Origin of the sequence: Burkholderia sp. BCC1638 (genome assembly GCF_902833195.1) — a bacterium.
Classification (GTDB): Bacteria; Pseudomonadota; Gammaproteobacteria; order Burkholderiales; family Burkholderiaceae; genus Burkholderia; species Burkholderia diffusa.
On record NZ_CADFEC010000001.1, the window covers coordinates 104,202 to 127,232 of the forward strand.

Genomic DNA, 23,031 nt, shown 5'->3' on the forward strand with positions numbered 1-23,031 from the left:
ATGGCACTTGTCGGCGTACTGGGCGGAATGGGGCCGCTGGCCACGGTCGACTTCATGCATCGTGTGATTCGGCTGACACGCGCGCGTTGCGATCAGGAGCACCTGCCGATGATCGTCGCGAACCTGACGCGAACGCCCGATCGCTCGCGCGCGATCATCGACGGCGGGACCGATCCGCTGCCGGCGCTGCTCGATGGCATCGCGCTGCTGAACCGCTGCGGCGTGGACGTGATCGCGATGCCGTGCAATTCGGCGCATCACTGGTATGCGCCGCTGCGCGAACGCAGCGCGGCGCCGATCCTGCATATCGTTGATGCGTCGGTGGTCGCGTTGCCGGCGGGCGTGCGGCGCGTCGCAGTGCTCGCCACGGGCGGCACGCTGGTGTCGGGCTTCTACCAGGCGGCGCTGCGTGCACGCGGTTTCGAGCCGGTGATGCCGGGCGTGGCCGCGCAGCGCGATATCGCCGCGTGCATCGCGGCGGTCAAGGCGGGGAAGATCGATGCGTCGGTGCGGTGCCTGACGCGCGCGCTCGCGACGCTGGCGCGACGGGACGTGGGCGTGGCGGTGATGGGCTGCACGGAAATTCCGATCGCGGCGCGCGCGTTGCGCGATGCACCGTTCGCGTTGATCGACAGCACGCAGGAGCTGGCGCGCGCGACGGTCGCCCATGCGGTCGCGCGCGGATGGGGGCGGGCGGTGTGACGCAACGGCGGGGCGGCGCGCTTATGCGGCCATCCGCCGGAGCCAATCCGCCAGCCGTCTCGCGCCGTCCGGCATGTCCGTGTCCTCGCGCGTGCACAGGTAGTAGTCGCGCCCGTCGTCGAGCGCATGGTCGAACAGCTTCACGAGTTCGCCGCTCGCCAGTTCGCGCTCGACCAGCGGCGCGCGCAGCAGCGCCGCGCCGAGATCCGCGCGCGCCGCGCTTAGCGTAAGTTGCCCGTCCTCGAACATCGGCCCCACCGCGTGCGACACGTGCCGCACGCCGGCGCCCTGCAGCCAGTTGACCCAGGTGCTGCGATCCTCGTCGTGCACGAGCGGCGCCCGCGCGAGATCGGCCGGCGTGCGGAACGGCCCGTGGCGCTTCAGGAACGACGGGCTGCACATCGGCACCATCGCGCCCGGCAGCAGCCGCTCACAGCGGTAGCCGGGCCAGTCGCCGGTGCCGAAGCGGATCGACAGGTCGGACGCGTCGCTTCGATAGTTGCGGTGATGCGCATACAGCACGGTCACGTCGACGTCGGTGTTGGCGGCGAGGAACGCGTGCAGCCGCGGAATGAACCAGCCGATGCCGAGCAGCGGAATCAGGCTGATCGTGATCTGCCGCAACGACGACCGGTCGCGCACGAAGCGCGTCGCGCTGCGCAGCACCGAGAACGCGGTGCTGATCGAGCGGTAGTAGTCGCGCCCCTCGTCGGTAAGCGCGAGCAGCCGGCCTTCGCGCACGGTCAGCGGTGTCTGGATGAACGCTTCGAGCAGCTGCAGCTGGTGACTGACGGCGGACGGCGTGATGTCGAGCTCATGCGCCGCCGCGGTGACCGAGCCGAGACGCGCGAATGCCTCGAACGCGCGGACGGCGCGCAGCGGCGGATCGTGCGGCAATTGTTCGATATTTTTCATGTGTCGAATTTTATCGAAAAATCAGGGTAAGCGACAACGCAAAAATATCCCGTATTTACAGGCGATTACGTTATTGTGTCGGAAATGGCATAAGCATCCAACAATTGAGTATTTTGGGTGCAGGAGCCGAATATTTAATATTTTTCATGTTTTGATTCGAGTCCCCGATCCCCGCACATGAAAATCGCTTTTCTTCCCGCCAGCCTCGCATTCTCCGCGGCCACGCTGATCGCCGCCGTTCCCGCCTTCGCGCAGTCCGCGCCGCAGACGATCCAGATCGGTCTCGCCGCGCCGCTCACCGGCCCGTCCGCGCGGATCGGCAAGGACCTGCAGAACGGCGCGCAGCTCGCGATCGACGACGCGAACGCGACGCATCCGAGCATCGGCGGCAAGCCGGTCGTCTACAAGCTCGTCGCGGCCGACGATCAATCCGATCCGCGCACGGCCGTCGCGGTCGCGCAGCAGCTCGTCGACCAGCACGTGATCGGCGTCGTCGGTCACTGGAACACGGGCTGCAGCGTGCCGGCGTCGCGCGTCTACCGCGATGCGGGCATTCCGCAGATCGCGCCGGCGTCCACCGGCCACCCGTACACGCAGCAGGGCTACGCGACGGCGTTCCGCATCATGGGTCACGACGATGCGGGCGGCAACTTCACCGGCGCCTATGCGGTGAAGACGCTGAAGGCCAGGCGTATCGCGGTGATCGACGATCGCACGTCGTTCGGCGCGGGGCTGGCCGACCAGTTCATCAAGGGCGTGCAGGCGAACGGCGGCACGATCGTCGATCGCCAGTACGTGAACGACAAGACGACCGACTTCAGCGGCGTGCTGACCGCGATCAAGGGCAAGCGCGCGGATCTCGTGTTCTTCGGCGGGCTCGACGCGCAGGCCGCGCCGATCGCACGCCGGATGCGCCAGCTCGGCGTGAACGCGCCGCTGCTCGGCGCCGGCGGCTTCGTGAGCCAGACCTTCCTGTCGCTCGCGGGCAAGGACGGCGACGGCGTGACGGCGCTCGAACCGGGCCTGCCGCTCGACCGGATGCCGGGCGGCAAGGCGTTCGACACGCAGTACCGCACGCGCTTTCACGCGCCGATCGAGCTGCACGCGCCGTTCGCGTACGACGCGGCGGCCACGCTGATCGCGGCCGCGCAGAAGGCCGGCACGACGCAGCCGGCGAAGCTGGTCGCGGCCGTGCGCGCGATCGACCGGCCCGGCGTGACCGGCCGGGTCGCGTTCGACGCCGAAGGCAATCTGAAGGACCCGGCATTCACGATCTACCAGGTGCGCGGCGGCAAGTGGACCGTCGTCGACGTGCTCGGCGGCGCGCACCCGGCAACGAAATGACGACGGAGACGAATCCCATGACCGACACGACACATGCATCCACGGCGGCACCCGAGGACTCGCGCCTCGGCATTCTCGCGCGGCGCCGCATCGAAGCGGAAATCATCAAGCCGATCTACGAGATCATGAAGCGGGAATTCGGCACCGAGCGCGCGCAGGCCGTGATCGCGGAAGCCGTGCGCGGCGCGGCCGTCGACGCGGGCCGCACGTTCGCCGCGCAGGAGCCCGACGGTACGAGCGTGCAATCGTTCATCGCGCTGCAGGTGCTGTGGGAGAAGGACGACGCGCTCGACGTCGAGGTGCATCGAGCGGACGACGCGCACTACGATTACGACGTGCATCGCTGCAGCTACGCGGAGATGTATCACGCGATGGGGCTCGGCGAGATCGGCCACCTGCTGAGCTGTGCCCGCGACAGCTACTTCATCGAGGGTTACGACCCGCGCATCGCGCTGACGCGCACGAGCACGATCATGCAGGGCGGCGAGCGCTGCGATTTCCGCTATGCGTTGCGCACGACACCGCGCGACGACGCGCCGGAGGCCGGCAATGCGTGACGATTTCGCGGATGCACCGCGCGTCGACGGCGCGCGGTTGTGGGCGTCGCTCGAACGGATGGCGCAGATCGGTGCGACGCCGAAAGGCGGCGTCTGCCGTCTCGCGCTGACCGACCTCGACCGCGAGTCGCGCGATCTGTTCGTGCAGTGGGCGCGCGATGCCGGCTGCACGGTGCGGGTGGACCGGATGGGCAACGTGTTCGCGCGCCGCGCGGGCCGCCATCCCGATGCCGCGCCGGTGATGACGGGCTCGCACGCCGATTCGCAGCCGACCGGCGGCCGCTACGACGGCATCTACGGCGTGCTCGGCGGCCTCGAGGTCGTGCGTGCGCTGAACGATGCGGGGATCGAGACCGAGCGTCCGATCGACGTCGTGATCTGGACCAACGAGGAAGGGTCGCGCTTTGCGCCGGCGATGATCTCGGCCGGCGTGTTCGCGGGCGTCTATCCGCTCGAATACGGGCTGTCGCGCACCGACGGCGCGGGCAGGACGATCGGCGAGGAACTCGCGCGGATCGGCTACGCGGGCACCGAGCCCGTCGGCGGCTATGCGGTGCATGCCGCCTACGAACTGCATATCGAGCAGGGCGCGATTCTCGAACGCGCCGGCAAGACGATCGGCGTCGTGACCGCCGGGCAGGGGCAGCGCTGGTACGAGGTAACGCTGACGGGCGTCGACGCGCATGCGGGCACCACGCCGATGGAATTCCGGCGCGACACGCTGGTGGGTGCCGCGCGGATGATCGAATTCGTCGATGCGCTCGGCCGTCGCCATGCGCCGCATGCGCGCGCGACGGTCGGGATGATCGAGGCGCGGCCGAATTCGCGTAACACGGTGCCGGGTGGCTGCTTCTTCACGGTCGAGTTTCGCCATCCCGACGATGCGGTGCTCGACGAGCTCGACGCGGCGCTGCGTGCGGAACTAGCGCGCGTCGCGGCCGACGCCGGCCTCGGTGCGCGGATCGAGCAGATCTTCACGTATCCGCCGGTTCCGTTCGCGCCGCACTGCATCGACGCGGTGCGCGATGCGGCGCAGGCGCTCGGGCTGCCGCACATGGACATCGTTTCCGGTGCGGGTCACGACGCGTGCTACATCGCGCGCGTCGCGGCGACGGGCATGATCTTCGTGCCGTGCGTCGATGGGCTGAGCCACAACGAGGCCGAGGCGATCACGCCGGAATGGTCGGCGGCGGGCGCCGACGTGCTGTTGCGCGCGGTGCTGCAAAGCGCGCAGGAACCGGGCGCGTGATGCGCGCGTGACGGGCGCGGCTTACTTGCCCGCCTTGTGCCGCGCCATGAACGCGAGGTAGGCGACGATCTGGTCGAGCTCACGGTCGCTCAGCTGATCGGGCGGGAACGCCGGCATCACGCGGCCCGGCCAGTCGCGCACCGATGCCGGATTGCGGATGTATCGGCGCAGCGCGGCGGGCTGGAAGTAGTCGACCGGATTCATCGGCGCGTTCAGGTCGGGGCCGGCTTGGCTGCTGCCCGCGCCGTCGAGGCGATGGCACGCGAGGCATTGCGTGACGAACAGGCGCTGGCCCGCGCGCGCCGGATCGTTCGTCGGCAGCGCGGGATCGACGGCGAGCGATGGCCAGCGCGCGAGCGGCGACGATTCGATCGTGATGCGTACGATCTGATACGGCCATTGCTCGCCGCGCACCGACGATGCGTCCGGCCCCAGCCACACGAGATAGAACGGCCCGGCGCTGACTTGCTTGCCCGGCAGCTTCGGCCACGGATGCGCGGGGTCCTCGATCGCGAGCCACGCGACGGCTCCGGCCGGCGCACGGCGGCGCGCGAGATCCAACGGCAGTTGCGCGGCGAAACCGTCGGCCGCGCGTGTTTCGAGCACGCCGTCCGCCGGCAGCGGCGTGTCGCCGAGCAGGGCGGCGAACGGCACCGCGCGGAACGTCATCGGCTGGCCGTACGCGATGTCGCGCGGCACGTGGATGTCCGTCGCGTCGGCGCGCGCGAGCAGCGCCTGGCGCGTCAGCACGCGAGGCGTGCCGTCGGTCTCGAGTTCGAGCGAGCCCTGCGCGGACGCGCGCGTCGCGATCAGACACACCGTCACCAGCAACAGCGAAAACCACCGGCGCTTCAGCATTCGTTCTCCGTGGGGGCGTTCCGGCGGCGGCAGGGAGGCGAGCGCGCGGCCGATGAATGGAATCGGGCGACAGTCTAGCCGGTACGGGCGTCGCTGGCGAATTCGATGCGGGATTGGCGCAGTGGCGGCGATCGCGCCGGCCGGCGGCAGCGGGCGGGATCGCATTGCGCAAGTCGGCCGGCTGCGCAATTACACGGGGCGACGGTGTCGGTCCGGTCCCGTTCGCATCGCCGTCAATGTGTCGGACACTGCGCGTCGGTCTTCGGCAAAGGCGTTTCCCTTGCCGTGTCGAAATCGGCTTCGCGCGTCCCGGACGGCGTCAGCGATACGAAATGCATCGTCCCGCCGCGTGCCGCGAACCCGGCGATGCCGGTCGAACCCCACGGAATCGGCGAGCGTTGCGCGCCGCTCACCGACATGCCGGTTGGCGAAAGCGCCAGCGTCAGCAGCCGCCCGTCGCGCGTCGGCACATACGCATGCGTGCCGTCGACGCCGATTCCGGATTCCCGCACCGACGCCGGCAGGCAGTCGAGTGTCGCGAGGCGGCGGCCGTCCGGGTCGATCAGCATCGCGACGCCGCGATTGTCCGCCGTCGTCGTGACGACGACGAAGCGGTCGATCGCCGGCACGTACGCGGACGAATACACGTAGTACTGGATCGCGTCGCTCAGCGGCCCGAGCTTGTCGAGCTTCGCCGTGACCGGATCGAACATCGCGTATTCGAGCGTCGCATCCGTGCTGCCTTCGATGAATTTCTGCCAGACGAGCAGCGCGCGGTGCGGCGAGCTGGCGACCACGGGCCACCATTCGCGGCGGTGCGGCGCGACCGGCACGTGATTCAGCACGCGTCCGTCGGCATCGTAGGTTTTCACGTAGACACCGTTGCCGGTGCCGAGGTTGTCGACGCCGCCGCCGTCGATCCAGTCGGCGGAATAGAACACGACGAAGCGTTCGCCTACCGCGGCGACATGCCCGGAGTGACCGCCCGCCTCGACGTCGTTCGGGTAGGGCTTGATCGGCTTCAGGTCGCGCCGATAGACGCCGTAGCGCTGGCTGACCTCCTGCGGCGTGTTCCAGCCGTCCTCGAACGTGACGAAGATGTCGCCGCGCTGATTCTGCGCGATCGATACGGGCTCCTGCGCTTCCGGGCGGCTGATGAACGTACGGACGCGCAGCAGACGCGGCTTGCCCGGCAGCCATTCGCCGACGTACACGTCGTGCGGCCAGTTGCCGTTGCGCAGCGCGCCGCGCGGCGCGATGCCCGAGCTGCTGAAGAACACCCAGCGTCGGCCGTCGCCGGCGTCGGCCACGCCGATTCCGTGCATGAAGCGCCGCGGGTCGCCGCTGTCCTGCGGCGACGCGGGCGCCCGCACCGTGACGGTGTGCACGACCGGCGCGCCGGCGAACGTGTGCGACGGTGCCGCGACGGCGCAACATGCGCCGCAGAGCACGGTCGCGACACGCCACGCGGCGGCGCGCGCGCCCGCATGGGCGCGCACGGTGGCGATCGGCGCCGCGACCGGCCGTCGCATCATTCGACGGTGACGGATTTAGCGAGGTTGCGCGGCTTGTCGACGTCGGCGCCGCGCGCGCACCCGACGTGATACGCGAGCAGCTGCAACGGGATCACGTTGACGATCGGCGACAGCGCGTCCCCCGATTCGCGCACGCGGATCAGGTGCGTGTCGCGATCGGCGTCGATCTCGAGATGATGGCCCGCGAGTACGTACAGCCGCCCGCCGCGTGCGCGCACCTCGGCCATGTTGGACTTCAGCTTCTGGAACAGGCGGTCGTCCGGCGCGATCGTGACGACCGGCATCGCGCTCGTGACGAGTGCGAGCGGGCCATGCTTCAGTTCGCCGGCCGGATAGCCTTCCGCATGGATGTACGACACTTCCTTGAGCTTCAGCGCACCTTCCAGCGCGATCGGATAGTGAATGCCGCGCCCGAGGAACAGCGCGTTCTCGGTGCGCGCGAACTTCGCGGCCCAGCCCATGATCTGCGTTTCCAGCGCGAGTGCGTGAGCGATGCGATCCGGCAGTTCGTGCAGTTTCTTCAGGTGCATCGCGACATGTGCCGCATCGAGCCGGCCGCGTTGCTGCGCGAGCGTCAGCGTCAGCACGAACAGCGCGACGAGCTGCGTCGTGAACGCCTTGGTCGATGCGACGCCGAGCTCGATGCCGGCGCGCGTCAGGAAGCTGAGTGGCGCGCCGCGCGCGATCGAGCTGGTCGCCACGTTGCAGATCGCCATCGACATATCCTGGCCCATCGCGCGCGCGCGCTCGATCGCGCCGATGGTGTCGGCAGTTTCGCCGGACTGCGAAATACCGACGACCAGCGTGCGCGGATCGGGCACGGTGTCGCGGTAGCGGTATTCGCTCGCGATCTCGACCTGCGCCGGAATGCCTGCGATGCTCTCGAGCCAGTATTTCGCAGTGAGGCCCGCGTAGTAGCTGGTGCCGCAGCCGAGCAGCAGCACGCTCCGGGTCTTCGACAGCAGCGCGCGCGTGCTGTCGCTGCCGCCGAACAGCGCGGGCGAAATCGTGTCGACACCATCGATCGTGGCGGCGATCGCCTTCGGCTGTTCGAAGATTTCCTTCTGCATGAAGTGCTGATACGGGCCGAGCGCGGCGTCGTCGTCGCGCGCCTTGACCAGGCATAGCGGACGCTGGGCCTCGCTCCCGATCGCGTCCACCACGTCGATCCGTTCCGGCGTGATCAGCGCGACGTCGCCGTCTTCCAGGTAGACGAAGCGGTCGGTCAGGTCGCCGAGCGCCGCGCAGTCGGACGCGAGGTAGTTCTGGTCCGCGCCGATGCCGATCACGAGCGGCGAGCCCGCGCGCGCGGCGACGAGCCGCTGCGGCTCGCGCGCGCTCAGCACGGCGATCGCGTACGCGCCGTGCAGCCGCTTGACCGCGCGGGTGACGGCATCGAACAGGTCGTCGCGATACATGCTGTGGATCAGATGCGCGATCACCTCGGTGTCGGTCTCGCCGCGAAACGTGTAGCCGCGCTCCCGCAGTTCGGCACGCAACGCATCGTGGTTTTCGATGATCCCGTTGTGCACGACCGCGATCGTGTCGCCCGACATGATCGGGTGCGCGTTCATTTCCGACGGCGCGCCGTGCGTCGCCCAGCGCGTGTGCGCGATGCACGTCTGCGCTTCGAGGCCGAGCGTCACCACGCGGTCTTGCAGGTCCGCCACGCGTCGCAGCGTGCGTTCGCTGCGCAGGCGGCCGTCACGCAGCACGGCGATGCCGCACGAGTCGTAACCGCGATATTCGAGCCGGCTCAGTGCATTGACCAGTTGCGGCACCTGATTGTTCAGGCCGCTTGCTCCGACGATTCCGCACATGATTCACCTCGTCTACAGGAAGTTGCCGGCCGGCGCACGAGCGCGACGGCGCGAATTCGGGAGCCGTGTCGCGTCGCACGGCAGGCGTCGCGTCCGGCGCGGCACGTCTCCGGTGACCTACTCGCGCGGCTGCGGTCCCGCATGCGCGATCCATTCGATGCCCGAGATCGAGCCGTTCGCATCGTGCGACGCGACGAGAATGCGCGACGTGCGCCGCGCGCCGCGCCGGCGGGCGCCCGCGAGCGCGGTCGGCGGCACCGAGCGCATCTTCACGCTGGCAGAGCGCCGCAGCATCTTCGACACGCGCAGCCGGTACGCGAGCGGATGCACGACACGTCCCGCGATCAGCCACGTGACGATCGTGCCGGCGATCAGCGCGATGCTCGTCACGTAGAACACGATCTGCTCGATCGGCATCTCGGCCTGGTTGAACGGCAGCAGGTAGCGGTACGTATAGATGCAGATCGATGCCCACACACCTCCGACGAGCGCGGGCCGCACGAGGCGGAACCATGCGACGAGCACAGGCCCGACGATGCCGCCGCGTTCGGCGATCAGTTCGCGCGGGGCGCGCAGGGAAAGATCAATAATCGGCGCGTTCTTCATGTTGAATGCCTCGGTCGGGACTGACCCAAACGGCGCGCTTGCCGCGGCCCCGCAATACGACGGCGGGCAGGGCGACGACGGTGGTGACCATGCTGATCAACCAGAACGCGACGGGGTACCAGACGGTGTCAAGGAAATACATCAGGAGTTTTTCGTCGTAACGACGATCGATCATGCTGCCGATGATCAGCTGCAGGATGCAGGTCGCGACCAGCAGCATCCCGTGCCAGTGTGGCACCACGGATACATGCCAGGTCTGCGGAAGCGGGTAGACGACGTCGATCAGCGCGAGCAGCAGGATGAACGACATCGAATAGGCCCACGCGATGCCGATCAGGTACTCGACGAACAGCGGCCACATCATCATCTGCGTCGGTCGCGCGAGCGTGCCCGCGTACTTGAGCAGCACCTGGATGCCGCCCTTCGCCCAGCGCAGCCGCTGCCGGTAGAGCCCCTTCAGCGTCTCGGGCATCAGGATCCAGCTGAGCGCGTGCGGCTCGTACACGACGCGCCAGTCGCGGCACTGCAGCTTCCAGCTGATGTCGATGTCCTCGGTCAGCATGTCCGAGCTCCAGTAGCCGACATCGGCGAGCGCGGTCTTGCGGAACATCGTGATCACGCCCGATACCGTGAAGATGCGGCCGTACACCTGCTGCGTGCGCTTGATCAGCCCGACGATCGACGAGAATTCGCCGACCTGCATGCGCCCCAGCAGCGATGTGCGTGTGCGGATGCGCGGGTTGCCCGTGACCGCGCCGACGCCCGGATCGGTCAGGAAATGCTCGAGCATCCAGCCGATCGCGTCGTGCGCGAGCAGCGCGTCGCCGTCGATGCAGAGCAGGTAATCCGCGTTCGATACCGCGGCCGCGGTGGTGAGCCCGACCGCCTTGCCTTCGTTGCGCGCGTGATGGATCACGAGCAGCCGCGGGATCTCGACGGCCAGCTCGTTGAGGATCTCGCCGGTGCGGTCCTTGCTGCCGTCGTTGACCGCGATGATGTCGTAGTTCGGGTAGTCCATCGCGTTCAGGTGGCGGATCACGCCGCGTGCGTTCGCCGCTTCGTTGAAGCACGGCACGACGATCGAGATCTTCGGGATTCCGCTCGCCGCGATCGTGCGCGTCGACAGCTCGCGGCCTTCCTCGAGCAGGAAGTAATGGACGACGCCACCGATCATCCACAGATACGACATGAAGAACGGATAGTAGAAGACGAAATCCTGCAGGCGCTGGATGATGCTGTGGGTGGTCATGGCGTCTTGGTTCCCTGCGCATGCTGCATCTGCATCAGCGCGTTGATCGAGGTCGGATCGAGCCGCGACTTCAGCGACATCACGTCGCGCATCGCGTCGAGCTCCGGCTGGCCGTTCAGGAAGTTGTCGGGGTAGTAGCCGAAATTCACCGCGCCCTCGCTGCGCAGTCGCCGCATCTGAGCGAGCAGCGTGCGGGCCGGCACGTCCTTGTGCGCGTGCCAGTCGTACGACTGCAGTTCGAACACGGTGCGCTGCAGCCCGCGCTGCTTCGTACGGACGGTGCGCACGAGCTGGTCGAGCCAGCCCTCGGGGTCCTTCGCCTGTTCCATGTACGGCATCGCCATCAGCGCGACGTAGTCGTAGGTGGCAAGGAAATCGTCGTAGTTCTGCGCGTACCACGCTTCCGACTCGGGCTTGAGCACCGGCATCGCGAAGATGTTGCGCGCGGTCAGCACGTCGCCCACGTTCTGGTGCGCCAGCACGATCTGCTCGAGCTGGCGGGTCAGGTCGATCAGGTAGCGCGACTTCTGGCGCGTCCAGCGCTTCATCAGGTCGGGGTTCTCGCGGATCTTGCCGACGTCGGCCGGCAGCCCCCACTGCGAATAGGTACGCAGCGCATGTCGGCCCGCATCCTCGTAGTCGTCGAGCACGGCGTCGTCGCTGAACAGGATGCCGCTGAACGACGCGTGCTTGCTGAGATCCTCGTAGACCTGCTGGATCATCAGCCGCGCTTCCGGATCGAACGGGCTCAGCCGGAACACGCGCGTGCCGTTCTCGCGGGCCGGCGCGCCGCCGTATGCACTGACGGCCTCGAGCCCCTGATGCTTGTCCGGCGGCGGCCGGAACGCGAGCACCGGCATCCACGCGTACACCTGCACGTTGGAGCGCGTGTTGAGCTGCCACGCGGCGCGCGAGAACAGGTCGGCGCGCATCGGCAGGTGCCGGTTCGGGAAATATACGGCTTCGGCCACGCCCGTGCCTTTCGGGTCGGCATAGGCCTGCAGGTACACCGATTTCGGCTGCATCCGGTAGATGCGCTCGATCAGCTTGCCGAGATTCGCTTCCTGCCGCGCGGGATCGGGATCGTAGACCTGATCGAGATCGACCTGCACGATGCGCTCGGGCACGTCGACGTCGCCGCGGTTGGATGCCGGCTCGCGCATCGAGCGCTCGAACCCGCCGATGTCGACGTCGTACATCATCAGGATCCGCCTCAGCCGGTCCAGCGGCACGTCCGGCGTATTCGGGCCGGCATCGAGGCTGAACTGGATGTCCATGCCGAGCGACGTCGATATCTTGCGCACGGGCTGGTTTTCCGCGCCGTATGGCCACACCATCGAGCGTGCGACGATGCCGGTGCGTTCGCGGATCTGCCGCACGCATGTCTGAAGGTCGTCGTGCACGCGCGCTTCGAATTCGGCGTCGGTTTCATAGCGCTTCTCGTTCTGCAGGTAGAGGTGCGACGTGGTCGCCGGCAATTCGTTGCCTTGTGGATTCGCGACCGCGCCGTGATGGAGGTTGTGGGTGTGGCAGCCGAGCTCGACGAGGTGAGATTGACCGACCTTCTGCACCTCCTCCCACGACATGAAGTAGTCGCGCGGCACCTGGATCTTGTCGCTGATGCGGATCGGCGCATTCGGCGGCGCATCGATCCACGCGGTGACGATGCCCATCACGGCCGGATACTTGAAGCGCTCGAGCAGCGGCAGCACCTTCGTGTAGTGGCTGCGGTAGCCGTCGTCGAACGTGAGGAGCACCGCGCGCGGCGGCAGCGGCTTGCCGCCGTGCCGCGATTCCTCGATCTGCTTGACCGTGATGGTGTGGTAGTTGTTGGTCTGCAGCCACGAGAAGATCGCGGTCAGCGTGCCGGTATCGACCGCGAACGGGTCGACCATTGCCGACGGGGAGGAGAACGACGCCATCAGGTTGTCGCGCACGTCGTGCAGGCAGATCACGCGGAACGTCTTGCCGTCGGCCGGATCGGACGGCGGCAGCAGGTCGATCATCCGGGCGTTCGTCACGCCCGGGAACAGCGAACAGGCGGCGAACGTGCCGAGGCATCCGCACATGAAGGTCCGTCTGGTTTGCATTGCGCGATCTCCTTGCTAGAACGGCAGGTTGACCGACAGGAAGCCGGTTTCGGAGCGCTCGCGCTGGCCGTCGTACGCGTGGCTGCTGACCTCGACGCCATAGCTCAGCGTGATGTCGTGCTTGAACGTCCACGCGTGCTCGAGGCGTGCGCTCCAAAGCGGGCTGGTGCCGAAGCCGCGCTCGTTGTACACGCCGCCCGACACCGATACGCGCTGCTGCAGCGACATGTCGCCCTTCTTCCACAGCGTCAGCTGGTGCATGACGGTCGCCGCGGCCGCGTAATCGCGGCTCGGGCTGAAGTAGGGCGCGTCGTGGCGCGTGTTGCTGTCGGTGCCGAGGTCCAGCGATACGTTGACGAGCTGATTGGCGGACGTGTACACGCGCTGCGTGGCGATTGCCGTGATTTCCTGGTGCAGGTTCGAATCGCTGTACCGGCTCACGCCGTAGTTCAGCTTGACCTCGCGACGATCGTTCTGCCGATACACGACCGAGACGTTCGCCGAGCGGCCCCAGATGTGCGCGGCATACGCCTTCCACGGCAGCGAGTTGTCGTTGGTATCGAGCCCGGCGTTGACCGTCCAGTAGTCGTTCAGCGCGTACGCGATCGATCCGCGGCCGCCGGTTCGGCCGTCTGCGCCGAACGAGCGCGTGACTTCGCCCTGCACGGTGAGCGGCCCGTGCCGGTAGTCGCCGCCGACGCCGGTGCGCGTGCGGCTGACGCTGCCGGAGTCAGTCTGCGCATGGCCGAAGAACGTGTGCGAGAAGACGCGCCAGTTGTCGCCGAACGGTTGGGAGTACACATAACTGTCCGACGTGAAGCTGTTGTCGGCCAGCGCGCTGTTGCCGTGCTCGAAACTCAGGTCGGTCGTGAACACGGGGCTGCGGTATGCCTTGTAGTCGCGCTTGAAACCGCGCACGGCGCCGCTGTCCGGAAACACGTTGTCCACGGTCTGGTCGACGTACTTCGCGGTCGCGTAATCGTCCGCCACGAGCGCCGCGCGGCCGAGGCCCGCGAGCATCTCGACGCTGTCCGGGTGGTCGGTCAGCGAAGCGCGATACATCGCGATCGCCTGGCGCGGATGCGCCTGGCCCGACACCGCGTCGGCATGCGCGGCACGGACCTCCGCATTGAACGGCACCTGTTGCTCGAGCTGCTCGAGCGCGGCGATCCCTTCGTCGACGCGGCCCGTATAAATCAGGTATTGCGCGCGTAGCCGGTAGTAGCGCAGAAAGTCGCTTTCTTCCGGACCGTAGTTGCGCACCTCCTTGGCCGGCGGCAGCGAGTTGCCGATGTCGTCGAGCACCTGCTTCGCGTCCGCCGCGCGTCCCTGGTCGACGTACGACCAGAACAGCCCTTCGCGCAGTTCGATCGCACGCGTGCGTGCACCGTACTGGAAGCCGCGAGTCGCGCGGTCCGTCGGCGCGGCGGTCGCCTGCTTCAGCGCGCGCTGGTACACGCCGTTCGCCTTGGCCGGTTCGCTCAGGTAGAGGTAGGCGTCGCCGACGGCCGCCAGCGCGTCGATCGAGATCTCCGCGTCGGACGGAATCGTCTCGAACGTCGCGACGGCCTTCGTCATGTCGCCGCGCGCCGCGTAGGCGACGGTGCGGTCGCCCGCGAGCGCCGTCCTGACCGGCGAATATTCGGGCGTGGCCGGCATCCGCTTGTCGAGGTCGTCCGCGGCGTGCAGCGCGCTGTCGAGGCCGTCGAAGCGGTCGGAACTCGTCATCGAGCGCGACTTGTCACGTCCGCCGCGCACCTGCTGGCGAATCGCCAGTTCCTCCAGCTGCGCGACGTCGACGGCGGAGAACGCATCGGGCCGTGCCTTCGCTTCCTCGAGCGCCTGGATCGCGCCGCCGCTCGCCGCGAGGCCGAACACGTCGTTGCGCACCGTCGCGATGTCGGCGGTACGCAGATTCGGCATCTGGGCATTCGGCGCTTCGACGTCGGGGCCTTGCGATCGTTGCGTCTGCTCGCCGGGCAGCTGGGCGCCGGGCGTCTGTGAATTCGGCGTCACGGAGGACGGGGGTGGCGAGCCCGGTGTCTGGGTGACGGGCGCGGGCGAGCCAGGCATCGGGGTGCCGGAGGCCTGCGCGGTTTGCGTCGCGGAATTCGAGGGCGCGGGGGTTGCGGCCTGCGCGGGTTGCGGCGGCGGCTCCGGTGTGTGCGCGACGGGCGCGGGCGGACTGGACGCAGGTGTGTCGGACGTTGTCGCGGTAGTTTGCGCCGGCGTGTCGGGCGGCTGCGGGTTCGCGGCCTGGGCGACGCCGATCGGCGCGTCCGATGCCTGCGCGACGGGTGCCGGCATATTTGACGGCGCGGTGTCGGATGCCTGGGCCGGCTGCATCGGGGCGCTCGACATCGGCTCGACCGGTGGCGGCGTACTCGGCGGCGCGGTATCGGTCGCCTGGGCGATCTGGATCGGCGCGCCCGGTGCCGGTTCGCTCGGCTGGGCGACGTTGGGGTCCACCACGACCGTGGTCGGCATCGCCTGCGGTGGCGGGTCCGACGCCTGCGCGAGCTGCATCGACGCATCCGATGCCTGCGCGATCGGCGTCGGCGCCTGCGGGGGCAGGGCGTTCCGACCCTGGGCGATTCCCAGCGACGCCGCCGTCGGTTGCATGTCGGGCGGCAGCGCATCCGCCGCGCCGCGCGTCCCGGCGATTTCGCTCGCGCTGCCCGGGGCCGCGTCGCCTTCGGCGGCAAGACAGGAGCCGGACGCGATGAGCAGCAACAGCAATGGCGCATGCAGGAGGATCCGCCGGTTGGGCGGAGCGGCGGTGGTGCATTGTTGCCTACGATTGTTAGCCACGATGTCTCCTCACTCTGAAACGATCACATCGGTTGCACGCCCGACGACGCGCGTCGCCGGTCGTCGTGCCGCCGGCAGCGAGGCCCGGCGGCATCCGGCCGCTTCACAGGCGGTTGCGGATCGCTTGTCCAAGCAGCGCGCGCGATTCGCTGTTTTTCGGGTCGATGGCGAGCGCGCGGCTCGCGTTCTGCTCCACGCAATTCCATTCGTCGATCCGGGCGCACCAGCGCGCCCGGGCCAGTGCGCGCGCGCCTTCCAGTTCGTCGCGCGTGACGCTGGTGGCCTCCATGTGCGGCGAGTCGGCGAGATACGATTGCGGTTGACGACGCGGCGCGGGGTCGGTGTGTTTTTTCGTGCTTGCGAGCGCCTGCGAACGTGACGTACGGTGCGTGTCGCCGGGCCGCGCCGCGCGACCGCCGGCCGATGCGGCGTGCGCGTTGGCCGCGAGCGTCGTGGGCGGCACATGCGCGGGGTGCGGGTGTCTCGCGGCGGCGCGGGCAGTCGTGCGTGGCGGCGCGGCCGGCGCCGCCGTGGCCGACACGGCAGATGTTGCCGACGCAAACGGCGTTCCCGGTACGGAAGGCGTAACCGGCTCGGCCTGCGCGACGGTCGATGCCGCGCGGGAGGCGTCGGCCGTCGCGGCCGCAATGGCGTTGCGATACTTTCCGACGGCGCTGCCGATCATGCCGGCGATGTCGTGCGTCACGGTTGCATGGCCGACTCCCGCGTCCCGCTGGACGTACGCGAAACCGCCGAAGATCGCGGCAAACGCAATGATGCTGAGTGCCGCACTCTTTCCGGGGCCCCAGGCGGGCTTCGACTGACGGACGGGCGAGCCGTCCGGTCGTTCTGCACGAGTCATTCAGTCCTCCTCGATTCGGCGGATCGCAGTGCACGACATGAGCACGTGCCATCGCCATGCGGATTCAATCGACGCTCACCACCGCAACTGCGTGGTGAGTGCGCCCGTTTCGACGACCGCGAATTGGGTCGAGCCCTGATAGGTGCCCTCGACCCGGTAACTTGCATCGGGCACGCTGAACAGACAGCGCGGCCCCGTTGCCTTGAATTCGACGAGCACGCGGCCATGCCGTCGCAGCCGCACCTGCACGTTGGACAGCGGTTGCCCGTTCGCGCCTGATACGAACGACACGCCGAGGTTGTAAGGGCGGCCATCGGGGGGGAGCGGTGCCGTACCGTCGATTCGCGCATCACCGCAGATGTACGAAATCATGTATCGGCCGGCCTCAGCGTCGGACGAGGGCGCCGGGGGCTGGGTCTGTGCCGCGGCGTTGATGCAGAGTGCGGATACGACGATGCCGAGGAGCGGGCGAGCATGCTGTTCAAACGAGGAAGACATTGCAACCTCCATCCGAAATCGCTGACAGCGCATTTATTCCGATTTGAAAATTAGCGACGTTCTTTTTGCGACATGCTATTGATACCCGATGGGTTTTGAACAAACAATCGCGTGTGGCCAGAATGGGACATGCTTTAAATGTCTTATTTAAATAGGATTGGTGCTCATTCGACGAAATGGATCAGCACTGAACAAAGTCGATATTGCCGAACATGAAATTTGCTCGCCGGTAGCGATGACCATTTTGCAAATTTACGACGTAAGTGGTGCCGAACTTTGTGCCGAAAAATAACGACTGATAAAAGGAAGACTTGCCTCTGTCATCGGCGCATCACGATGAATCCTGAAGCACAGGTCAGCTAAATCGAAAGGGCTGGTATGACGTTTTTGGCGAGATTGTCGTTACATGAAAATCGAAACTTTTGATATGTTGTGTAACAGGGTATTTCCGTCATCCAAGTCGACAATTCATTCGGATTCGCAAACGTTTGGCAGTATCGGGGAATTGATCGAGCGTGCGGAACGCATATTGAACACGAAACGGGATCGAAAAATGCTTCGCGACGGCGAACATGAAATACCGGAGCGCCGTGCGGATTGCATCCGCGCGGCGCTCCGGCAAATCGGGCGATGAGGGGCGGTGGAGGGTGTTACCGGCTGCCGCCGGCGCTGCGGCGCGCGATGCGCACGGCCGGCTCGATCGACGGCTCGGCCGCACGCGTGCCGTCGGCCGCGACGCGCGGGCGGTTCATGATGTAGGTCCACAACTGTTCGGCCGCGAGCCCGCGCTTGCGGGCCGACCGGTACAGGCGAATCTCGAGCTCGGTGATCCAGTCCGCCGAACCCGCACGAACGAGCGAACCATCCGCGAGTTCTTTCGCCACGCAGCTTTCGGGCAGCCAGCCGATGCCGTGCCCGGCCACGACCATTCCTTTCAACGCCTCGGACATGTGCGTCTCGAAGCACCGATGCAGCGCATACGATTCGGACGCATTCAGCAGCAGCATCTCGACGACGTTCCCGAGGAACGCGCCCGACGAATACGCGAGGAGCGGCAGCGGCGCGTCCGGCGTGCCGGGCAGTTCGAATAGCGGCTTGCCGCGCGCGTCGGGCGTCGACACCGGCAGGATCCGCTCGACGCCGAGCGTGACGAACGGGAAGTGGTTCGGATCGAGCACGATCGGCAGTTGCGGATGGTGATAGCCGAGCAGCAGATCGCATTCACCTTCGACGAGTTGCTGCACGCCTTCGGGCACGTTCACCGCGTTCACGCGCGCGGTCACGTGGCCGACTTCGCCGTTCAACTGCTTGAGCCATTCGGGGAACAGCGTGAACACGAGCGTATGCGCGACCGCGAAGCGCACGACCTGGTCGCTTGCCGCGAACTGGTCGTAGCCGTTCACGAGGTTGCGTGCCGCATACATGCTGCGCAGGATGTCCGCGGCCAGCCCGCGGAACATCTGCCCGGCCGGCGTCAGCGCGATCGGGTTGATGCTGCGGTCGACCAGCTTCGCGTCCATCCATGTTTCGAGCGCGGCGATTCGTCTGCTGAATGCCGACTGCGTGAGGTGCCGATGACGCGCGGCCCGGGAAAAACTCTTGGTATCCGCAAGGCTCAGGAAATCTTCCAGCCACTTTGCTTCCATGTTGATCTTCGCTTTTTATAGTCGGCGCCGGAAGGCCGCGGCGCCGTTTCACTGAACCGGTTTGGTAGCGTACCGCGCCTCGCGCATCGGAGCCGATGTTTTTTTTCGATCGGTGTTAGTCGAAATATGCATGGGCGTTGTCGGCGGGATTACGGCTACATACGGTTGAGGTGCCGGACCCGGCTAACCGGTTAGTTCACCGCGTCGAACTGCCCGACTTGCCGCAGACGGTACTTCCCCCCAGGGCCGGCCGCGCACCTGCGCGCGCCGGCTCGCCTTTCCGCTATTCCGCCCGGGCAACCGAAGGATGTGGCGCAATCCCCGTCGCGGTGCAGGGCGGGCCGCCGCAATGGCTCGCCGATGCCGCGTCGCGGTTCGCTGCGATGCGGCAAGATCGGGCGGGAAGGTGGCGGGGCGCGGGCGATCGCACGGCGGCGGGGGAAGCCGCGCCGACGCAGGCGCGGCACCGCTGCCGGCCGGCAGCGCGGAGAGTCGCGGCGGCCCGCCGCCAGGGGAAGGATTGGTGCAGTGCAGATTGCACAGTCGTGACACGCGGGGGAACTATGTTCGACAGGCGCGGTGCAGCAGAGGCCGTGCGCGGGCACGGCGCGCCTCCGGCGCGTCCTGCGTCGTGCGCATCGCACCATCGTGGTGCGGCGTGCCGCGGGGGCGTGCCGGCCGTGCGACAAAAAGGGGGAACCTGAGGGAATATCGCAAGGCACGTTCCTTGCAAGGCAGTCAGTACGCCGGTCCGGCATGCGCAATGCCGGGGAAAACGATCGATGGAGAAAAGATCGATGAAGCCATTCGATGAAATGCTGCAATCCGGCGACATGGTGAGGGCGCCTTACGCGCGCCTCAAGCAGTGGCTCGACACGCAGAACCCCGCGAGCCTCGCCCAGAAGGCCCACGACGCGGAAGGCGTGTTCCGCAGGACGGGCATCACGTTCGCCGTATACGGCGACGCGCAGGCCGCCGAGCGGCTGATTCCGTTCGATATCGTGCCGCGGATCATCTCGGGCGCGGAATGGAGCCGGCTGTCGCTCGGCATCGAGCAGCGCGTGATGGCGCTCAACGCGTTCCTCGACGACATCTACCACCGCCAGGAGATCGTGCGCGCCGGCATCGTGCCGAAGCATCTGATCGCGCACAACGAGGCGTTCATCCCGGAGATGATCGATTTCCGGCCGCCCGGGAACGTTTACACGCACATCATCGGCGTCGACATCGTGCGCACCGGCGAGAACGAGTTCTACGTGCTGGAGGACAACGCGCGCACGCCGTCGGGCGTGTCGTACATGCTGGAAAACCGCGAGACGATGATGCAGCTCTTCCCCGAGCTGTTCCAGCAGGTCAAGGTGCGCCCGGTCGAGACCTATCCGCAGATGCTGCGGCAGTCGCTCGCGGCCGTATGCCCGCCGGGCGGCAACGCCGACAACCCGACCATCGCCGTGCTCACGCCCGGCATCCACAATTCCGCGTACTACGAACATTCGTTCCTCGCCGACCAGATGGGCGTGCACCTCGTCGAGGGCAGCGACCTGCAGGTGGTCGACGGCCGCGTCGCGATGCGCACCACCGAAGGCTTCCGGCCGATCGACGTGCTGTACCGCCGCGTCGACGACGCGTTCCTCGATCCGCTCACGTTCCGGCCCGATTCGGTGCTCGGCGTGGCCGGGATCATGGACGTCTACCGCGCCGGCAACATCACGATCGCGAACGCGCCCGGCACCGGCATCGCCGACGACAAGGCGATCTACTCGTACATGCCGGAGATCGTCGAGTTCTACACGGGCCGCAAGGCGCTGCTGGAGAACGTGCCGACCTGGCGCTGCGGCGAGGCCGACAGCCTGAAATACGTGCTCGACCATCTCGACGAACTGGTCGTGAAGGAAGTGCACGGCTCCGGCGGCTACGGGATGCTGGTCGGTCCGTGCGCATCGAAGGCCGAACTCGAGGCGTTCGCCGCGAAGCTGCGCGCGCGCCCCGCGAACTACATCGCGCAACCCACGCTGGCGTTGTCCACGACGCCGATCCTGACCGAAGCCGGCCTCGCGCCGCGCCACGTCGACCTGCGGCCGTTCGTGCTGGTGTCGGACCGGATCCGCATCACGCCGGGCGGGCTCACGCGCGTCGCGCTGCAGGAGGGATCGCTCGTCGTCAACTCGAGCCAGGGCGGCGGCACCAAGGACACCTGGGTGCTGGCCGACTGAGCCGGGCACGACCGCGCGCGCCGCAGCCGGCGCGCGAACCGAACGAAGACGGAGTGGACACGAGATGCTTCTGGGACGAACTGCGAGCGGTCTCTACTGGATGTACCGCTATATCGAGCGCGCGGAGAACATCGCGCGCATCGTGGATGCCGGGCTGCGGATGGCGCTCACGCGCACGTCCGACGCGCCGGCCGAATGGTCGTCGGTGCTGGTCAGCTCGGGCGCGGACGAAGGCTATCGTCAGAAGTACGACGCATATGCCGCCGATACCGTGACCGACTATCTGCTGCGCGATCGCGACAACCCGTCGAGCGTGCTGTCGTGCATCGAGAACGCGCGCTCGAACGCGCGGATGGTGCGCACGGCGCTCACCCGCGAGGCGTGGGAGAGTGTAAACGGCGCATGGCTCGCGCTGCGTCACGCGCTCGCGCAGCCGGTGCCGGAGAGCGGGCTGCCGGCGGTGCTCGACGAAGTGAAGCGTGAAACCGCGCTGATCCTCGGCAGCTTCTACAGCACGATGCTGCGCAACGAGATCTTCGATTTCGCGCAGATCGGTGCGTTCGTCGAGCGCGCCGACAACACCGCGCGGATTATCGATGTGAAATACCACCTGCTGCTGCCGTCGGTGTCGCACGTCGGCACGATCCTCGACAACTACCAGTGGGAGACGATCCTGCGCTGCGTGGCCGCACACCGCTCGTATCGCTGGGTGTACGACGTGCAGTACAAGCCGATGAACATCGCCGATTACCTGATCCTGAACGGCCGCATGCCGCGTTCGCTGCGCTATTGCTACGGGCGCGTGGTGTCGAGCCTGAACATGCTCGCGAAGGATTACGGCGTGACACACCCGTGTCACGACACGGCCACGAAGATTCTGCAGATGCTGTCCGACACCTCGGTCGAGCGCATCTTCAAGAGCGGCCTGCACGAGTTCCTGACCGACTTCATCGGCCGCAACAACAGCCTCGGGATCGACATCGCCCAGGCCTACAACTTCGACTGAGACTTGCCATGCGACTCGCCATCCGACACATCTCGCGTTATCAGTTCGACGATCAAGCCACCTACGCGTTGCAACGGCTGCGGCTGCGCCCGCAATCGGGGCCCGGGCAGACGGTGCGCGCGTGGCAGGTCACGATCGAAGGCGTCGAGCCGGCGCTGTCCTACACGGACGGGCTCGGCAACCGGATCGACCTCGTGCGCCACGACCGCGGCGCGAAGAACGAGATCGTCGTGGTCGCGGCCGGCGTCGTCGAGACGCAGGACCGCGCCGGCATTCTCGGCAACTCCGAGGGCTATGCGCCGCCGTGGATCTTCGAGCGCGAGACCGCGCTCACGAAGGCCGGCGACACCGTGCGCGAACTCACGCAGGCGCTGCCGATCGAGCCGCACAGCCTCGACGCGCTGCACTGGCTGATGACGGAAGTGCATGGCCGCATCGCGTACGCGCCGAACCTGGCCGACGCGCCGGTCGATGCCGAAACCGCGCTGCAAAGCGGCGAGGGCACGAGCCGCGACCATGCGCATGCGTTCATCGCGGCCGCGCGCGCGCTGAAGGTGCCCGCGCGCTATATCTCCGGCTACGTGCTCGCCGACAGCGCGATGCAGCGCATCGCCGACGCGAAGCAGAGCGCGGCGGACGACGAGGAAGAGGAGGCGCTCGCGCTGCAGAGCGGCGACGGCATGCAGCAGGCGCTCGGCGCATCGCACGCGGCGCAGTCGCAGGGCTTGCCGCAGGCGGCGCTCGGCGCGCAGCCGCAGGCCGCCGCGCTGATGCAGCAGCCGGCCGGTCATGCGTGGGCGGAGGCCTACGTCGAAGGGCTCGGCTGGGTCGGCTTCGATCCGTTCATGAACCGCTGCCCGGACGAGCGCTACGTGCGCATCGCCGTCGGCCTCGACGCTCGCGACGCGCAGCCGGTGACGGGACTCGGCGCGAGCATCGTCGGCATCGAGATCAGCGTCGTGCAGTCGCCGGAACTGGTCTGACGCACCCCTTCGCCGAATCCGCCGTGCCGTGCCGCCGCAGCGACGGCGACGCGGCGCGCGCGGCCGGCCCAACCCGAACCGAGCGGC

At 67.5% G+C, this 23,031-nt stretch carries 19 protein-coding genes; 8 read left to right on the top strand and 11 right to left on the bottom strand.

What is annotated here, in order from left to right; all coding sequences use genetic code 11:
- On the top strand, positions 1-702 hold the full coding sequence (locus HWX22_RS00500; RefSeq protein WP_175914811.1) for an amino acid racemase: 702 nt from the start codon (positions 1-3) through the stop codon (positions 700-702).
- Between the two features lie 21 nt (positions 703-723).
- Here HWX22_RS00500 and HWX22_RS00505 read toward each other — a convergent pair whose 3' ends face one another.
- The gene (locus HWX22_RS00505; protein ID WP_175914812.1) at positions 724-1,617 is read right to left on the bottom strand and encodes a LysR substrate-binding domain-containing protein; all 894 of its coding nucleotides are present in this window, start codon (positions 1,615-1,617) and stop codon (positions 724-726) included.
- Between the two features lie 177 nt (positions 1,618-1,794).
- On the opposite strand from HWX22_RS00505, the gene HWX22_RS00510 reads away from it, so the two are divergent.
- From HWX22_RS00510 to HWX22_RS00520, 3 genes are read left to right on the top strand one after another with little or no spacing between them, the layout of a single operon-like run.
- Complete coding sequence (locus HWX22_RS00510) at positions 1,795-2,961, top strand: branched-chain amino acid ABC transporter substrate-binding protein (protein WP_175914813.1); 1,167 nt, start codon at positions 1,795-1,797, stop codon at positions 2,959-2,961.
- 17 nt (positions 2,962-2,978) lie between these two features.
- Positions 2,979-3,518, top strand: coding sequence for an L-2-amino-thiazoline-4-carboxylic acid hydrolase (locus HWX22_RS00515; RefSeq protein ID WP_175914814.1), 540 nt, complete (start codon positions 2,979-2,981; stop codon positions 3,516-3,518).
- Positions 3,511-4,767 carry a Zn-dependent hydrolase gene (locus HWX22_RS00520; RefSeq protein WP_175914815.1) on the top strand — a complete coding sequence of 419 codons (1,257 nt, stop codon included), beginning with the start codon at positions 3,511-3,513 and terminating at the stop codon, positions 4,765-4,767. The genes HWX22_RS00515 and HWX22_RS00520 overlap by 8 nt, the downstream gene beginning before the upstream one ends.
- Positions 4,768-4,788: 21 nt before the next feature.
- On the opposite strand, the gene HWX22_RS00525 is transcribed toward HWX22_RS00520, so the two are convergent.
- From HWX22_RS00525 to HWX22_RS00565, 9 genes are all read right to left on the bottom strand, one after another.
- Positions 4,789-5,625, bottom strand: a complete 837-nt coding sequence (locus tag HWX22_RS00525) for a cytochrome c (protein ID WP_175914816.1) — start codon at positions 5,623-5,625, stop codon at positions 4,789-4,791.
- Between the two features lie 233 nt (positions 5,626-5,858).
- Entirely contained in the window at positions 5,859-7,157 is a 1,299-nt protein-coding gene (locus HWX22_RS00530; RefSeq protein WP_175914942.1) for a hypothetical protein, read from the bottom strand.
- Positions 7,157-8,980, bottom strand: a complete 1,824-nt coding sequence (gene glmS, locus HWX22_RS00535; protein ID WP_059818888.1) for a glutamine--fructose-6-phosphate transaminase (isomerizing) — start codon at positions 8,978-8,980, stop codon at positions 7,157-7,159. The genes HWX22_RS00530 and glmS overlap by 1 nt, the downstream gene beginning before the upstream one ends.
- Before the next feature lie 117 nt (positions 8,981-9,097).
- Positions 9,098-9,586 carry a Biofilm PGA synthesis auxiliary protein PgaD gene (locus tag HWX22_RS00540; protein WP_175914817.1) on the bottom strand — a complete coding sequence of 163 codons (489 nt, stop codon included), beginning with the start codon at positions 9,584-9,586 and terminating at the stop codon, positions 9,098-9,100.
- Positions 9,564-10,835 carry a poly-beta-1,6-N-acetyl-D-glucosamine synthase gene (gene pgaC / locus HWX22_RS00545; RefSeq protein ID WP_175914818.1) on the bottom strand — a complete coding sequence of 424 codons (1,272 nt, stop codon included), beginning with the start codon at positions 10,833-10,835 and terminating at the stop codon, positions 9,564-9,566. Before pgaC ends, HWX22_RS00540 begins: the two co-directional genes overlap by 23 nt.
- Positions 10,832-12,925 carry a poly-beta-1,6-N-acetyl-D-glucosamine N-deacetylase PgaB gene (pgaB, locus tag HWX22_RS00550; RefSeq protein ID WP_175914819.1) on the bottom strand — a complete coding sequence of 698 codons (2,094 nt, stop codon included), beginning with the start codon at positions 12,923-12,925 and terminating at the stop codon, positions 10,832-10,834. The genes pgaC and pgaB overlap by 4 nt, the downstream gene beginning before the upstream one ends.
- Before the next feature lie 15 nt (positions 12,926-12,940).
- Positions 12,941-15,736, bottom strand: a complete 2,796-nt coding sequence (gene pgaA, locus HWX22_RS00555; protein ID WP_175914820.1) for a poly-beta-1,6 N-acetyl-D-glucosamine export porin PgaA — start codon at positions 15,734-15,736, stop codon at positions 12,941-12,943.
- Between the two features lie 103 nt (positions 15,737-15,839).
- On the bottom strand, positions 15,840-16,598 hold the full coding sequence (locus HWX22_RS00560) for a hypothetical protein (RefSeq protein WP_175914821.1): 759 nt from the start codon (positions 16,596-16,598) through the stop codon (positions 15,840-15,842).
- 75 nt (positions 16,599-16,673) lie between these two features.
- Positions 16,674-17,096, bottom strand: a complete 423-nt coding sequence (locus tag HWX22_RS00565; RefSeq protein WP_059525671.1) for a hypothetical protein — start codon at positions 17,094-17,096, stop codon at positions 16,674-16,676.
- 406 nt (positions 17,097-17,502) lie between these two features.
- Between HWX22_RS00565 and HWX22_RS00570 the strand changes: the two genes are divergently transcribed.
- The gene (locus HWX22_RS00570) at positions 17,503-17,730 is read left to right on the top strand and encodes a hypothetical protein (protein ID WP_175907313.1); all 228 of its coding nucleotides are present in this window, start codon (positions 17,503-17,505) and stop codon (positions 17,728-17,730) included.
- Positions 17,731-17,746: 16 nt separating this feature from the next.
- Here the strand turns inward: HWX22_RS00570 and HWX22_RS00575 are convergent, their stop codons facing one another.
- Complete coding sequence (locus HWX22_RS00575) at positions 17,747-18,742, bottom strand: LysR substrate-binding domain-containing protein (protein WP_175907311.1); 996 nt, start codon at positions 18,740-18,742, stop codon at positions 17,747-17,749.
- Between the two features lie 797 nt (positions 18,743-19,539).
- Between HWX22_RS00575 and HWX22_RS00580 the strand changes: the two genes are divergently transcribed.
- From HWX22_RS00580 to HWX22_RS00590, 3 genes are all read left to right on the top strand, one after another.
- On the top strand, positions 19,540-20,955 hold the full coding sequence (locus tag HWX22_RS00580; protein WP_059450610.1) for a circularly permuted type 2 ATP-grasp protein: 1,416 nt from the start codon (positions 19,540-19,542) through the stop codon (positions 20,953-20,955).
- A 64-nt stretch (positions 20,956-21,019) separates the two neighbouring features.
- A complete protein-coding gene (locus HWX22_RS00585) occupies positions 21,020-21,961 on the top strand; it encodes an alpha-E domain-containing protein (RefSeq protein WP_059818894.1) in 942 nt (313 codons plus the stop codon).
- An 8-nt stretch (positions 21,962-21,969) separates the two neighbouring features.
- The gene (locus HWX22_RS00590) at positions 21,970-22,944 is read left to right on the top strand and encodes a transglutaminase family protein (RefSeq protein ID WP_175907309.1); all 975 of its coding nucleotides are present in this window, start codon (positions 21,970-21,972) and stop codon (positions 22,942-22,944) included.
- The last annotated feature ends 87 nt before the right edge of the window (positions 22,945-23,031 follow it).

Coding starts and splice junctions, on each gene's coding strand:
- pgaB (WP_175914819.1), bottom strand. CDS start 12,925: ATGCAAACCAGACGGACCTTCATGTGCGGATGCCTCGGCACGTTCGCC.
- HWX22_RS00505 (WP_175914812.1), bottom strand. CDS start 1,617: ATGAAAAATATCGAACAATTGCCGCACGATCCGCCGCTGCGCGCCGTC.
- HWX22_RS00540 (WP_175914817.1), bottom strand. CDS start 9,586: ATGAAGAACGCGCCGATTATTGATCTTTCCCTGCGCGCCCCGCGCGAA.
- HWX22_RS00520 (WP_175914815.1), top strand. CDS start 3,511: ATGCGTGACGATTTCGCGGATGCACCGCGCGTCGACGGCGCGCGGTTG.
- HWX22_RS00570 (WP_175907313.1), top strand. CDS start 17,503: ATGAAAATCGAAACTTTTGATATGTTGTGTAACAGGGTATTTCCGTCA.
- HWX22_RS00580 (WP_059450610.1), top strand. CDS start 19,540: ATGAAGCCATTCGATGAAATGCTGCAATCCGGCGACATGGTGAGGGCG.
- pgaC (WP_175914818.1), bottom strand. CDS start 10,835: ATGACCACCCACAGCATCATCCAGCGCCTGCAGGATTTCGTCTTCTAC.
- HWX22_RS00510 (WP_175914813.1), top strand. CDS start 1,795: ATGAAAATCGCTTTTCTTCCCGCCAGCCTCGCATTCTCCGCGGCCACG.
- HWX22_RS00500 (WP_175914811.1), top strand. CDS start 1: ATGGCACTTGTCGGCGTACTGGGCGGAATGGGGCCGCTGGCCACGGTC.
- HWX22_RS00515 (WP_175914814.1), top strand. CDS start 2,979: ATGACCGACACGACACATGCATCCACGGCGGCACCCGAGGACTCGCGC.
- HWX22_RS00525 (WP_175914816.1), bottom strand. CDS start 5,625: ATGCTGAAGCGCCGGTGGTTTTCGCTGTTGCTGGTGACGGTGTGTCTG.
- HWX22_RS00530 (WP_175914942.1), bottom strand. CDS start 7,157: ATGCGACGGCCGGTCGCGGCGCCGATCGCCACCGTGCGCGCCCATGCG.
- HWX22_RS00590 (WP_175907309.1), top strand. CDS start 21,970: ATGCGACTCGCCATCCGACACATCTCGCGTTATCAGTTCGACGATCAA.
- HWX22_RS00560 (WP_175914821.1), bottom strand. CDS start 16,598: ATGACTCGTGCAGAACGACCGGACGGCTCGCCCGTCCGTCAGTCGAAG.
- HWX22_RS00585 (WP_059818894.1), top strand. CDS start 21,020: ATGCTTCTGGGACGAACTGCGAGCGGTCTCTACTGGATGTACCGCTAT.
- glmS (WP_059818888.1), bottom strand. CDS start 8,980: ATGTGCGGAATCGTCGGAGCAAGCGGCCTGAACAATCAGGTGCCGCAA.
- HWX22_RS00575 (WP_175907311.1), bottom strand. CDS start 18,742: ATGGAAGCAAAGTGGCTGGAAGATTTCCTGAGCCTTGCGGATACCAAG.
- HWX22_RS00565 (WP_059525671.1), bottom strand. CDS start 17,096: ATGTCTTCCTCGTTTGAACAGCATGCTCGCCCGCTCCTCGGCATCGTC.